The organism is Variovorax gracilis, assembly GCF_030317115.1.
GTDB lineage: Bacteria > Pseudomonadota > Gammaproteobacteria > Burkholderiales > Burkholderiaceae_C > Variovorax > Variovorax gracilis.
In genome coordinates, this window is the sequence record NZ_JASZYF010000008.1 from 129,960 (window position 1) to 142,205 (window position 12,246).

Genomic DNA, 12,246 nt, shown 5'->3' on the forward strand with positions numbered 1-12,246 from the left:
ACATCGGCTGCAAGGCCGCATCAGGACAATCCTGCACATGACTACCGCTGTGACCCCACCCACCGCACGCGCAGGCGACGCCGCCACGGGCCCGTTGCCGCCGGTCGCCGGCGAGCTGCCGCCGTCGGTCGGCGAATTCCACTACACCCAGTTCAAGCCCTGGCTACCTCCGCTGGAAGAGGGCGTCGAGCCCGGACGCCATCCGGTCGTGATCGCGGGCGGCGGCCCCGTCGGCATGTCGCTTGCGCTCGGGCTGGCGAACCACGGCGTACGCTGCGTGATCCTCGAAGCCGACGACACGGTCTGCGTCGGCAGCCGCGCGGCCTGCATTTCGCGCCGGAGCCTGGAGATCGTCGAGCGTCTCGGCGCGCTGCCGGCCTTCCTGGCGAAGGGCCTGCCCTGGACGGGCGGGCGCAGCTTCTACAAGACCGACGAAGTGTTCCGCTTCGAGATGCCGCACGCCGCGCAGCAGAAGTTGCCGCCGATGATCAACCTCGAGCAGTACTACATCGAGCAGTACCTGCTGGACGAGATCTTCCGCCGCAACGAGGCGACGCCGGGCCTGATCGACATCCGCTGGGGCACCGAACTTACCGGCTTCACCGAAGACGCCGACGGACTCACGCTGGAGGCGCGCAATCCGCTGGCCGCCTACGCGCTGCGCGCGCAATGGCTGGTCGGCTGCGATGGCGGACAGAGCTTCGTGCGCAAGACGCTCGGCCTCAATCTCGAAGGCACGGGCTACGAAGGCCGCTACGTGATCATCGACATCGAACTGCACAGCAAGCACCCGACCGAGCGGCGCGCCTGGTTCGATCCGCCGTGGAACCCCGGCTCGACCGTGCTGATGCACCGCCAGCCCGACGACATCTGGCGCATCGACTACCAGTTGCGTGCAGGGCAGAGCACCGAAGAAGCGCTCCAGCCCGCCGCGGTGCAGGAATTCGTCCAGCGGCATCTGGAGGCGATCGGCGAAGGGCGCCTGCCGTGGAAGACGGTGTGGACCTCGGTCTACCGCGCCGGCGCGATGACGCTGGAGAGCTACCGCCACGGCCGCGTGCTGTTCGCCGGCAATGCGGCGCACGCGATGCCGATCTTCGGGGTGCGCGGGCTGAATTCGGGCTTCGACGATGCCGACAACCTGGCGTGGAAGCTGGCGCTGGTGGTGAAGGGCGTGTCCGCCGCTTCGCTGCTCGACAGCTATTCCCAGGAGCGCATCGCGGCCTTCCACATCAATGCCGAGAGCGCAATGCGCAGCACCGAATTCATGTCGCCGCCCTCGCGGGGCTTCGACCTGCTGCGCGAGGCGGCGCTTTCGCTGTCCGGCGCGCACCGCGAGATCGCGAACCTGATCAATCCGCGCCAGACGCAAGCCGTTTGCTACGACGCCTCGGCGCTGTCCAGCGACAGCGATGAACTTGCGTCCGGACCCCACCCCGGCGAGGTGATGCCCGACCAGCCCCTGGCCCGCGGCCTGCATCTCACCGACCGGCTGCGGCCAAACTTCACCGTGCTCGTGCTGAACATGCGTGGCACGGACGCCGCGCTCGCCGCCGACATCGCCACGGCACAGGCCGGGCCGGTGCCCGTCGTGATGCACGAGCTTCCGCCCGGCAGCGCCGAAGAGTCCGTCTTCCAGGCCCTCGGGGCCGAGCAGGGCGCCATCTATTTGTTGCGTCCCGACGGCCACGTGGCCGCGCGGTGGCGCCGCGTGCCGCAGGGTGCGCTGTTGCGGGCGCTGGCACGTGCCGCCGCGCTCGCCGGAAAGGAGTTGGCATGACCGCCTTGACCCACGACGCGCGCGACCGCGTCTATGCCGAATGCGCCCGCGCCATCAGCGAGGCCGGCGCCGAGCGAGAATCGCTCTTCCTCGCGCGGCTTGCCCTGCTGCTGTTCGAGCAGGTCGGCGACGAGACCCGATGCCGCGCCGCGCTGGCGCATGCGCTGGATGGCTTGCCCATGCCGTCCCTGTCCGCGGCGCCGGCCGATGCATCGCCGGCCTGAACTTTCATGACGACCCGCAAAAAACCAGGAGACTTTCAGATGGATCGCAGAACCCTGCTCACCACCCTCGCTGCCACCGTGGCCGCCAGTGCAGCGCCGTGGGCGCGCGCCCAGGGATTCCCCGAGCAGCTCATCAAGTGGGTGGTGCCGTACCCGGCAGGGGGCGGCACGGACGTGATCGCCCGCACGCTGGCCGAGGCGATGCGCCAGCCGCTGGGCCAGCAGATCATCGTCGACAACCGGCCCGGCGCGTCGACCAACATCGGCGCCGAGCTGGTCGCCAAGGCGAAGCCGGACGGCTACACCATCCTGTCCGCCGACAACGCGGTGCTGGCCTTCAACGAGCATCTGTTCAGCAAGCTCCCTTTCAATCCCGAAAAGGACTTCACCTACATCGGCGCCATCGGCAAGTTCCCGCTCGCGCTGGTGGTGCATCCGGACTTTCCGGCGCAGGACTTCAAGGCCTTCCTTGCCTACGTGAAGGCCAATCCCGGCAAGGTCAACTACGCATCGCCCGGCAACGGTTCGCCGCACCACCTGGCGATGGAGATGTTCAAGAACCGCACAGGTACCTTCATCACGCACATCCCCTACCGCGGCGCCGCGCCGGCGATGGCCGACGTGATGGGCGGTCAGGTGCCTTGCATGTTCCTCGACCTGGCCTCGGGCCTGTCGATCATCCAGGGCAAGAAGGTGCGCGTGCTCGCCATCGGGACCGGCGCCCGTTCGAAGCTGCTGCCCGACGTGCCGACGCTGGCCGAAGTGGGAGTGCCCAACTCCGAGGTGTTCGCGTTCCAGGGCATCCTCGGACCGGCCGGCATGCCGCCCGCCGTCGTTACCCGGCTCAACACCGAGCTCAACCGCTCGTTCAGCACGCCCGCTGTGATGAAGCGCTTCAGCGACTTCGGCATGGAGGCGATGCCCGGCACGCCGCAGCAGTTCGCCGAGCTGTCCCGTGCGGAATCCAAGCGCTGGGGCCCCATCATCAAGGCCGCCGGCATCAAGCTCGACTGATGGCCAGCCGGTTCGCCCTGACCTACTTCGCGTAGGCCTTGCGCGAACCGTCCTCGAACACTTCGTCGTCGCGCTCCAGCCTGCCGCTCGCATCCCAGGCGCGCTCGCGGGTGATGCGGCCCTTGTCGTCGTAGATCGATTCGGCGATCAGCATGCCGGCGTCGCTGAAGCGCTGGTGCGTGCCGATGGCGGTCTGGCGGAAGCGGTCCGTGGCCACGTAGCGTCCGACGGCGGCCCGCTGGCCGTTGTCGTGGAACTCGGTGATCTCGATCTGGCGGGGATCGCCGCCCACGCCATAGACCGCCTTGCTGAGCGGCTGGCCGTTCAAATAGAAGCTCTCGTCGCTCACGGGCTCGCCGGCGGGGTTCCAGCGCTGGTCGCGCACGAGCGTTCCTTTCTCGGAGAACTCCTGCTCCCGCTGCTTGGTCGCGCCACGCTCGCTCAGCAGCGAGACCACTTCGCGCCGCTTGACGCCTTCGGACGAGAAGCGTCGCTCGGTGCGCTGGTTGCCCGTGGTCTCGTCGAGCGCGGCGGGTTTGCCGTTGTCGTACAGCTCCTCGCTGCGCACCCGCTTGCCGGCCAGGTACGAGAGCCGCGAACGCAGTATTCCCTTGCTGTCGAACAACTCGACTTGCGACGGCACCACGCCGAAGCCGCAGAGCCTGGCGTCGTCTGCGGCCGGCGCCAGCACCGGCTTGTCGCCGCATCGCAGCGCCGAGAGCTGGCCGCGCTCGGTGAACTCGACCGAGGCGCGCTCGCCCACTGCATCGGCGAAATAGGTGACCCGGCGCAACTGGCCTGACGGGTAGTAGCTGCGCACGAGGCCCGTCTCGTGGCCGTCGTCGTAGGTTGCGTCACGCAGTACCTGGCCGCCGGGCGAGAACTCGCGGGCGCGGCCTTCCATGTTGCCGCGCGCATTCACGCTGTAGTCCTTCACGAGCTTGCCGTTCTCGTAAAGGCGCACGGGCCCCTGGAACGTGCCGCTCTGGATCTGCTGCTCGCGCACCAGCGCGCGCGTGTCGCGGTCCCTGCAGCGCATCAGGCCGGTCTTGCCGGCGGTCGTGTTGCCGTTGGCCGGATTGACGGCAATGCCGTTGATCTCGCAGTCCTGCACGGCCTGCGCATTTGCGTGGAAGACAACCGGAAACAAGACCGCCAGCCCGGCCATGCGCCAGGACATCGACTTCATGCCAGGGACCGAAGGGGAGTTCATGCGTTGTAGACGGTGTCCAGGGACCGGAATCCCTTCGCCTCGATCGGGTTGCCGAAGGGGTCGCAGAAGAACATGGTCCATTGCTCGCCGGGCTGGCCTTCGAAGCGGACCTGGGGCTCGAGCACGAAGTCGATGCCGGCGGCCTCCAGGCGGTCCGCCATCGCCCGCCAAGCCGGCAGTTCCAGGACGATGCCGAAGTGCGGCATCGGCACCATTGCGTCGCCTACGCGGCCAGTGCGCGAGGTGGCGAAGGGTTCGCCCAGGTGCAGGGAAATCTGGTGGCCGAAGAAATCGAAATCGACCCAGGTATCGGTGCTGCGGCCCTCGGCGCAGCCGAGTACGCCCCCGTAGAAGCGCCGGGCTTCGTCGAGATCGCGGACGTGAAATGCAAGGTGAAAGATAGACATGTGACTTTCTGTGTCGAATTGATCATTTTCCACAAGCCGGGGCGACATGGCGAGCGGGTTGATAATCGCGGTCCATGTCCGCCCTGCGCCGCGCCCACCGACTCGTCAGCTTCGTGCTGATGTGGTTCGTGCTGTCGCTGGGTGTGGCAGTGGCTTCGCCGGTGGTCCAACCCAAGGCCGTTGAACTGGTCTGCTCTGCCAGCGGGGCGGTCAAGGTGGTCGTCCAGACCGACGACGGCGCCCAGGAGATGGGCGCCTCCCATCTGGATTGCCCGCTGTGCGTGCTGAGCGGCGCACCGCCGCCGACGCCTGTGGTTGCCTTGCCTGCGGTTCAGCCGCTGGCGCATGCCGTCCAATCCATCCCCGCCGCGCGCATCGCCGCGGCCACCGCCGCGCCGTTGCCGGCGCGCGGGCCTCCGCGCTTCCTCTGAGCTGCATCCGCTGATCTCGCTGCACGCCCGTCGGGCGCATGCGCGCTGATCGACACCAGCCAATGCACCGGTGCCCTGAAGGGGCCGAGGAGCGCTTTTCAAGTGAACAAGAAGACCCTGCTGTCGCTCGCCATGGGCGCAGCTTTTCCGTGGCTCGCCGGCCCTGTCGCCGCCCAGGCCCCATCTCCCGAGGCCGCCGCGACGGCGGACGACAGCCCCGAGCGCGTCAAGTCGCTCGGCGTCGTCACCGTCACCGGCGGTCAGCCGACCTCGCTGCCCACCCAGATCCCGACCACCATCGAGAGCGTGACGCGCGAGGAGATCGAGACGCGCATCAACGCCACTGACAGCGAGGATGCGCTGAAGTACCTGCCCAGCCTGCTGGTGCGCAAGCGCTACATCGGCGACTACAACCACGCCATCCTGTCCACCCGGGCTTCGGGCACCGGCAACAGTGCGCGCTCGGCGGTGTATGCCGACGGCATCCTGTTGTCGAACTACCTGGGCAACGGCATCGCCAACGGCACCAACTACGCCCCTCGCTGGGGGCTGGTGACGCCAGAGGAAATCGAGCGCGTGGACGTGATGTACGGCCCCTTCTCCGCGGCGTACCCCGGCAACTCCGCCGGGGCGGTGGTGGACTACGTCACCCGCATGCCGACGAAGCTGGAGGCGCACGTCAAGGCGGGCTATTCGTCGCAGCCCTTCGACCTGTACGACACGCACCAGACCTTCAACAGTTGGCAGACGAGCGCGTCGCTGGGAAGCAGGAGCGGTGACTGGTCGTGGTGGATCGACGTCTCCCGCACGGACAGCCAGGGCCAGCCGCTGACCTTCACCACCGCGACCCTGGCATCCGGCACGCGGGGCAGCGCCGGCACATCGGTGACCGGCTTCGTGCCGGGACTGAACACGACCAACATGCCCTGGTACATCCTTGGCACCGGGACGCAGTACCACACGGTACAGGACCACGCCAAGCTGAAGCTGGCCTACGACTTCTCGTCCACGGTGCGCGCAACCTACACGCTGGGCTGGTGGCAGAACACCTCCGAAGGACGGCCGGAAACCTACCTGAGCAACAGCGCCGGGGCGCCCGTGTATGCCGGGCCGATCAACATCCTGGGCCGCAGCTTCACGTTGGCGCCCACCGCCTTCCCGCTGACCAACGACAACCAGACGCAATACATGCACGGCCTGTCGGTCAAGAGCAACACCAAGGGCGAGTGGGACTGGGAAGTGGCGGCGAGCCTGTACGACTACGCGACCGACCAGCAGCGCCAGCCGACCGTTGCCTTGCCCCTGGCCGCCGTCGGCGGCGCCGGGACGCTGCAGGACCAAGGCGGCACCACGGGGTGGAACACACTGGCGGCCAGGGGCACCTGGCGGCCGCAGGGCATCGGCGGCGCGCACATCGTCGACTTCGGCGTCGGCCGCGACGCCTACGAGCTGGGCATCCTGAAGACGAATGTCCTGGGCAACTGGCTCAACGGCCCGCCGACTACCCTGGTGAGCAACGTCGGCGGCAACAGCGAAACCCTGAGCGCCTGGGTGCAGGACGCGTGGTCCTTCGCACCCCTGTGGAAGGCGGTGCTCGGTCTGCGCTACGAGGATTGGAAGGCCGACAACGGCTTCACCCAGATCGCGACCAGCGCCATCGCCTACGCTCCGCGCAGCCAGTCCGACGTGTCGCCCAAGGCGGCACTGGCCTACCAGCTCACCGAAGACACGGTGCTCAAGGGCTCGGTGGGGCGCGCCGTGCGCTTTCCGACCGTGGGCGAGTTGTACGGCGCCACGACGGGTGGGGCGCTGTCGTTCATCAACGACCCGTTCCTGAAGCCGGAGAAGTCATGGACCAGCGAACTATCGGCCGAGAAGGACCTGGGCAACGGCCTGGCCCGCGCCACGGTGTTCCACGAGACCACGGACGACGCGATCTTCAGCCAGCTCATTCCCGGATCAACCACGGTGTCGCGCGTGCAGAACATCGCCAAGGTCCGGACGACCGGCTTCGAGCTGGCGTACACCGGGCAGGACGTGGTCATGCGCGGACTCGACCTGGGCGGCAGCCTGACTTTCGCGGACTCCAAGACCGTGGCGAACCCAGGCAACCCGGCCAGCGTGGGCAAGTGGCAGCCGCGCGTGCCGCGCTGGCGTTCCACCGTGTTCGCCACGTACAAGCCCGACGATCGCTGGGCCTTCACGGTGGCTGCACGCTACAGCGGCAAGCAGTATTCGACCCTCGACAACAGCGACGTCAACGGCTACGCCTACACGGGGGTGAGCCCCTATTTCACCGTCGACTTGCGCGTGCGCTACCAGATCGCCCGGCAGTGGTCGGCCGCCTTCGGCATCGACAACGCCAACAACTACCAGTACTGGAACTTCCATCCGTATCCGCAGCGCACCTACACCGCTGAACTCCGCTTCGACCTCTGACTCCACTTCTCACAAAGGAATCGCCATGAACACCCCATTCCCCCTCCGGCACGTTGCCGCCTGCATCCTCATGGCCGGCGCCGGGAGCGCCTTTGCGCATGTGACCCTGCCGCCCGGCGGGGCGAGCGCCGGCAGCGAGTACGAAGCCGCATTCCGCGTCGGCCACGCGTGCAAGGATGCCAAGAGCACCACCGGCATCACCGTGCGCCTGCCCAAGGGCTTCGCCTTCAGCGACGCGCAGGCCCGCAAGGGTTGGACGCTCGACGTGCAGAAGCCGGCGGGCGACAGCGCCGGCGAAGTCCGCTGGACGGCCGAATCCGCGCAGACTGCGCTTCCGGGCAGCGAGCGCGCCGAGTTCGTGGTGCGCGGCAAGCTGCCGGCGACCCCGGGCGTGCTGTGGTTCAAGGTGCTGCAGACCTGCGACACCGGGAGCGCCGACTGGGCTCAGATCCCCGCCGGCGGCAACTCGACCGAAGGCCTCGAAAGCCCCGCGGCGCGCCTCGACGTGCTGGCGCCCGGCGTGGCGGCGGTCGACGTGCGCGATGCATGGATCCGCGCGTCGGTGCCGGGCCAGAGCGGCACGGGTGCCTTCATGAAGCTCAATGCGCCGTCGGGCACGCGGCTGGTCGGCGCCACGACGCCGGCGGCCGGCGTGGCCGAAGTGCACGAGATGAAGATGGAGGGCGACACCATGCGCATGCGTGCCGCCGGGGCCATCGAGTTGCCGGCGCGGCAAACCGTCGAACTCAAGCCGGGCGGCTATCACCTGATGCTGATGGACCTGAAGAAGGCGCTCGCGAACGGCAGCACCGTCCCGCTCACGCTCCAGTTCGAGGACGCCAAGGGCCAGAAGAGCACCAAGGAACTCGACGTCCCGGTCCTCGCGGGGAGCGCCGCGCCCGCCGGCGGCGAACACAAGCACTGACGCGCCCAAACCGAGCCCAAATCCATCCGCTTGGAGTAAGCTGCCCGGACAAGAACCACACCACCGGAGACCGCCCATGAGCGACGCTAGCAAGCCTTTCGCCTTCAGCCAGTTCGTCCCGGGCTTCGACTTTCTCCGGAACCTGGCGAGCGGCAGCGCGTCAGCCGGCGCGAGCGCGGTGCCCGGCATGCCCAGCCTGTCGAGCTGGGTCGCGCCGACGCTCAGCGTCGAGGAAGTCGACAAGCGCATCCAGGAACTCAAGACGGTGCAGTACTGGCTCGAACAGAATGGCCATGCGCTCAAGGCGACCATCCAGGCGCTCGAGGTGCAGAAGATGACGCTCTCGACCTTGCGCGGCATGAACGTGCGCATGGAAGACCTGGCCAGCGTCTTCACGCGGCCGCCGAGCGCTCCGGCGCCCGTGTCCGCGCCTTCATTCCGTGCCGCGCCGCCGGAGCCTGAACCGGAGCCGGAAGTCGAGGAGGAAGAGGAAGAACAGGAAGAAGAGGAAGAAGTCGAGGAGGCGCCGACCGCCAAGGCCAAGCCGTCGAAGGCGTCCGCGGGCGCGGGCGCGGCGGCGGATGGCACGGGCGTCATCGACCCGATGCAGTGGTGGGGTGCACTCACGCAGCAGTTCCAGCAGATCGCCAGTTCGGCCATGCAGGACGCCTCCCAGCTGAAGGTGCCGGCCATGGCTCAACCACTGGCCGACGCGGTCGGCAAGGCAATGACGGCGGCGCCGGCCCCGGCCAAGTCGACGGCACGCAAGCCGGCCACCGCTGCCGCCACGAAGACGGCAAAGAAGAAGACACCTGCCGCCGGCAAATCATCGGCCCCTGCACGCAAGCGCGCGCGCGGGCGCTGACCACCCGCAACGAACCCAGACAGAAAGCCGCGCGCATGAAGCTGTTTCCCTCCGGTCACGCCACCCATCCGCAATGGCGCATGGCGGCCGGGCTCGTGCTCGCCCAACTTCGGGCGCAGATGGCGCTGCCCGACTACGCCCGCTCACCCTCCCTGGGTCTGCTCTACATCACCGATCACTACGCGGCCGACGCGCAGGAAATCCTCGACCACCTCGGCGCCGAGCTGCCCGAGATCACCGACTGGTCCGGCACCGTCGGCGTGGGCGTGGCCGCCAACAACGCCGAGTATTTCGACGAGCCGGCGCTCAGCGTGATGCTGTGCGAGATGGCGAGCGACCAGTACCGCGTGTTCTCGGGCGTGGCGCCGCTCGCCAGCTCGGAGATGAGCGGCTTTGCGGCGCACACGGCGCTCGTGCACGCCGATCCGCGGACGCCCGAGCTGAGCGAACTGATCGCCGAGATGGCCGATCGCACCGACACCGGCTACCTCTTCGGCGGGCTCTCTTCGGGGCGCGCCGGTTCGCTGCAGTTCGCCATCGGCGGCAACGGCAACATCCGGGGCCACGGCGCCGTGGGCGGGGTGTTCTCGGGCGGCTTGTCGGGCGTGGTGTTCGGCGAAGGCGTGCGCCTGGTGTCGCGCGTCACGCAAGGCTGCCAGCCGGTATCGATCGAACGCGAGATCACCGAGGCCGACGGCAACCTGTTGCTCAAGCTCGATGGGGAACCGGCGCTGGATGTGCTGCTCGACGACCTGCAGGTGTCGCTCGATGCGCCGGAGCAGGCGGTCGACGCGGTGCGTGCCACGCTCGTCGGACTGTCCGAGGCAGGCAGCGACGGCTTCCGGCGCACGCGTGATCTCGGTGCCGACGTGCGGGTGCGCCACATCATCGGTCTCGACCCGACGCGTCGCGGCGTGGCGATCGCGGACAACGCCGAAGCCGGCATGCGCATGAGTTTCTGCCGGCGCAACGCGCAGGCAGCGCGTTCCGACCTGATGCGGGTGTGCGCCGAGATCCGCGAGGAGCTGGAACCGGAAGAGCAGACGCTCGCTACCGCACGCGCGGTGGCCGCTGGCGAGGCGGAGGCCGCGCCGCATCCGGCCCGCCGCATCGCGGGTGCCGTCTACGTGAGCTGCTCCGGCCGCGGTGGTCCGCACTTCGGGGCGCCGGGCGCGGAGCTGCAGATCGTGCGCCATGCGCTGGGCGACGTGCCGCTGGTCGGCTTCTTCGCGGCCGGCGAGATCGCGCGGAACCACCTGTACGGCTACACAGGCGTCCTGACGGTCTTCACCGGCAACGACTGAGCCGGCGGCGCCTCACGCTCTCACGCGGGCTGGAGCGTCGGTGAAGCATTTGCGTGCAAGCCGGTGAACGCAAAGTCCACTTCCGGCGCGAGCCCGCTCACTATGCGGGCAATCGACTTCCCCGATCCGCACGCGTGCGTCCAGCCCAGCGTGCCGTGGCCGGTGTTGAGGAACAGGTTCGGGAGCTTCGTCCCGCCGATCAGCGGCACGTTGCTCGGCGTCGCGGGACGAAGGCCGGTCCAGAACTGGGCCTGCTCGGTATCGCCGGCGCCGGGGAACAGTTCTTCGACGCGACGCACGATCGCCTCGCAGCGCACACGGTTCAGGTCGCGGTCGTAGCCGTTGAGTTCGGCCGTGCCGGCGATGCGGAGCCGGTCGCCGGAAGCGGATGTGTAGCGCGAGAACACCAGCTTGTACTCGTCGTCGGTCAGCGAGACCTGATGCGCCTTGGAGGCGTCCTTCACGGGCAGGGTCACCGAGTAGCCCTTGGCCGGGTAGATCGGCAGGCGGATACCCAGCGGCGCGGCATACAGCGGGCTCAGCGACCCCATCGCCAGCACGAAGGCATCGCCGCGGATGGGCTGGAAGCGGCCTTCGTTGTCGGTGGCCTCGACGTGGTCGATGCGGCCGCCGGCTTCGCGCAGCGCGGTCACCGTGTGGCTCATGAGGAACTTCACGCCGGCGGCCGTCGCGAGCGCCACGAGTTCGCGCGCGAAGCGGTTGGCATCGCCGGACTCGTCCTCGGCCGTGTAGGTGGCGCCGGCCAGTTGGGGGCGGATGTGTGCCAGCGCGGGCTCGATCTTCACCGCCTCGTCGGCCGAGATCACCTGGCGATCGCAGCCCAGAGCACGCATCTGCTCGGCGGGCGCGAGGGCGGCGTCGAACTCCTTCTGCGTCGTATAGAAGTGCAGGATGCCCTGCGTGCGCTGGTCGTAGCCGATGCCGGTGTCGCGGCGCAACTGCTGCAGCGTGTCGCGGCTGTAGGTGCCGAGCCGCACGATCTGCTCGATGTTGTGGCGGGTTCGCGCTGGCGTGCATTCGCGCAGGAACTGCAGCCCCCAGAGCCATTGGCGCATGTCGGCGCGAATGCGGAAGAGCAGGGGAGCATCTTCCTTGCCAAGCCATTGCAGCACCTTCAGCGGTGCGCCCGGATTGGCCCAGGGCTCGGCGTGGCTCACCGAGATCTGCCCGCCGTTGGCAAAGCTGGTCTCGGCGGCCGGCGTGGCCTGCCGGTCGATGACGGTCACTTCGTGGCCGAGTTGCTGGAGGTAGTAAGCCGAGGTCACGCCGAGCAGGCCGGCGCCAAGAACGATCACGCGCATATCAAGACCCTTGAAGGTTGCAGCGCTTGAACGGAATGGGAACGGAAGCTGAAAAAAGAAAAAGCAACCGGACCGGTCGTCCAAGTTGCCGCTCCCCCTGTCCTCGGTACCTGAGAGATTCACCCATTGCGCCCGCAACGGGTTTGCTCCTTCGGTGCATCACATGGTGTGATGGCTCTCCAGACGGCTTTGACAGTTGGTGCAGTACAGGCCCGTCTTGCGAGCCGACCTGAGCGTTTATGGGAGTTTGCGCCTTCGGTGGAGCCGCTTGCGCGGCCCGCTCTCCTGCAGTGCCGCGATTGTAAGGGGCAGCCGCCCTTTG

11 protein-coding genes and 2 riboswitches are annotated in these 12,246 nt (G+C 68.2%); of the genes, 8 read left to right on the forward strand and 3 right to left on the reverse strand.

Features of this window, described 5'->3' with window-relative positions; all coding sequences use genetic code 11:
* Positions 1 to 37: 37 nt before the first annotated feature.
* From QTH97_RS17505 to QTH97_RS17515, 3 genes are read left to right on the forward strand one after another with little or no spacing between them, the layout of a single operon-like run.
* Positions 38 to 1,780 carry an FAD-dependent monooxygenase gene (locus tag QTH97_RS17505; RefSeq protein ID WP_286569653.1) on the forward strand — a complete coding sequence of 581 codons (1,743 nt, stop codon included), beginning with the start codon at positions 38 to 40 and terminating at the stop codon, positions 1,778 to 1,780.
* Positions 1,777 to 2,004: a hypothetical protein gene (locus QTH97_RS17510; protein WP_286569654.1), complete on the forward strand. Its 228-nt coding sequence runs from the start codon at positions 1,777 to 1,779 to the stop codon at positions 2,002 to 2,004. The genes QTH97_RS17505 and QTH97_RS17510 overlap by 4 nt, the downstream gene beginning before the upstream one ends.
* Before the next feature lie 39 nt (positions 2,005 to 2,043).
* Positions 2,044 to 3,018 carry a Bug family tripartite tricarboxylate transporter substrate binding protein gene (locus QTH97_RS17515; RefSeq protein ID WP_286569655.1) on the forward strand — a complete coding sequence of 325 codons (975 nt, stop codon included), beginning with the start codon at positions 2,044 to 2,046 and terminating at the stop codon, positions 3,016 to 3,018.
* Between the two features lie 22 nt (positions 3,019 to 3,040).
* Here QTH97_RS17515 and QTH97_RS17520 read toward each other — a convergent pair whose 3' ends face one another.
* Both QTH97_RS17520 and QTH97_RS17525 read right to left on the reverse strand, forming a co-directional pair.
* A complete protein-coding gene (locus QTH97_RS17520) occupies positions 3,041 to 4,231 on the reverse strand; it encodes a toxin-antitoxin system YwqK family antitoxin (protein WP_353655639.1) in 1,191 nt (396 codons plus the stop codon).
* A complete protein-coding gene (locus tag QTH97_RS17525; RefSeq protein ID WP_286569656.1) occupies positions 4,228 to 4,638 on the reverse strand; it encodes a VOC family protein in 411 nt (136 codons plus the stop codon). The genes QTH97_RS17520 and QTH97_RS17525 overlap by 4 nt, the downstream gene beginning before the upstream one ends.
* Positions 4,639 to 4,712: 74 nt before the next feature.
* Here QTH97_RS17525 and QTH97_RS17530 point away from each other — a divergent pair, with 74 nt between their 5' ends.
* The 5 genes from QTH97_RS17530 to QTH97_RS17555 all read left to right on the forward strand — a co-directional run bounded on the left by QTH97_RS17530 (position 4,713) and on the right by QTH97_RS17555 (position 10,602).
* Positions 4,713 to 5,069, forward strand: a complete 357-nt coding sequence (locus QTH97_RS17530; RefSeq protein ID WP_286569657.1) for a DUF2946 family protein — start codon at positions 4,713 to 4,715, stop codon at positions 5,067 to 5,069.
* Between the two features lie 132 nt (positions 5,070 to 5,201).
* Complete coding sequence (locus QTH97_RS17535) at positions 5,202 to 7,508, forward strand: TonB-dependent receptor (protein ID WP_286569827.1); 2,307 nt, start codon at positions 5,202 to 5,204, stop codon at positions 7,506 to 7,508.
* A 25-nt stretch (positions 7,509 to 7,533) separates the two neighbouring features.
* On the forward strand, positions 7,534 to 8,433 hold the full coding sequence (locus QTH97_RS37000; RefSeq protein WP_353655640.1) for a copper chaperone PCu(A)C domain-containing protein: 900 nt from the start codon (positions 7,534 to 7,536) through the stop codon (positions 8,431 to 8,433).
* A gap of 76 nt (positions 8,434 to 8,509) precedes the next feature.
* Positions 8,510 to 9,298 carry a PhaM family polyhydroxyalkanoate granule multifunctional regulatory protein gene (locus tag QTH97_RS17550; protein ID WP_286569659.1) on the forward strand — a complete coding sequence of 263 codons (789 nt, stop codon included), beginning with the start codon at positions 8,510 to 8,512 and terminating at the stop codon, positions 9,296 to 9,298.
* 35 nt (positions 9,299 to 9,333) lie between these two features.
* On the forward strand, positions 9,334 to 10,602 hold the full coding sequence (locus QTH97_RS17555) for an FIST signal transduction protein (protein WP_286569660.1): 1,269 nt from the start codon (positions 9,334 to 9,336) through the stop codon (positions 10,600 to 10,602).
* 20 nt (positions 10,603 to 10,622) lie between these two features.
* On the opposite strand, the gene QTH97_RS17560 is transcribed toward QTH97_RS17555, so the two are convergent.
* On the reverse strand, positions 10,623 to 11,924 hold the full coding sequence (locus tag QTH97_RS17560; protein WP_286569661.1) for a D-amino acid dehydrogenase: 1,302 nt from the start codon (positions 11,922 to 11,924) through the stop codon (positions 10,623 to 10,625).
* Between the two features lie 87 nt (positions 11,925 to 12,011).
* A riboswitch (glycine riboswitch) is annotated at positions 12,012 to 12,117 on the reverse strand.
* A 9-nt stretch (positions 12,118 to 12,126) separates the two neighbouring features.
* Positions 12,127 to 12,222, reverse strand: a riboswitch (glycine riboswitch).
* Positions 12,223 to 12,246 lie beyond the last annotated feature (24 nt).

Excerpts from the sequence above, each read along its gene's own strand:
- QTH97_RS17505 (WP_286569653.1), top strand. The coding sequence starts at position 38 with ATGACTACCGCTGTGACCCCACCCACCGCACGCGCAGGCGACGCCGCC.
- QTH97_RS17510 (WP_286569654.1), top strand. The coding sequence starts at position 1,777 with ATGACCGCCTTGACCCACGACGCGCGCGACCGCGTCTATGCCGAATGC.
- QTH97_RS17515 (WP_286569655.1), top strand. The coding sequence starts at position 2,044 with ATGGATCGCAGAACCCTGCTCACCACCCTCGCTGCCACCGTGGCCGCC.
- QTH97_RS17520 (WP_353655639.1), bottom strand. The coding sequence starts at position 4,231 with ATGAACTCCCCTTCGGTCCCTGGCATGAAGTCGATGTCCTGGCGCATG.
- QTH97_RS17525 (WP_286569656.1), bottom strand. The coding sequence starts at position 4,638 with ATGTCTATCTTTCACCTTGCATTTCACGTCCGCGATCTCGACGAAGCC.
- QTH97_RS17530 (WP_286569657.1), top strand. The coding sequence starts at position 4,713 with ATGTCCGCCCTGCGCCGCGCCCACCGACTCGTCAGCTTCGTGCTGATG.
- QTH97_RS17535 (WP_286569827.1), top strand. The coding sequence starts at position 5,202 with ATGGGCGCAGCTTTTCCGTGGCTCGCCGGCCCTGTCGCCGCCCAGGCC.
- QTH97_RS37000 (WP_353655640.1), top strand. The coding sequence starts at position 7,534 with ATGAACACCCCATTCCCCCTCCGGCACGTTGCCGCCTGCATCCTCATG.
- QTH97_RS17550 (WP_286569659.1), top strand. The coding sequence starts at position 8,510 with ATGAGCGACGCTAGCAAGCCTTTCGCCTTCAGCCAGTTCGTCCCGGGC.
- QTH97_RS17555 (WP_286569660.1), top strand. The coding sequence starts at position 9,334 with ATGAAGCTGTTTCCCTCCGGTCACGCCACCCATCCGCAATGGCGCATG.
- QTH97_RS17560 (WP_286569661.1), bottom strand. The coding sequence starts at position 11,924 with ATGCGCGTGATCGTTCTTGGCGCCGGCCTGCTCGGCGTGACCTCGGCT.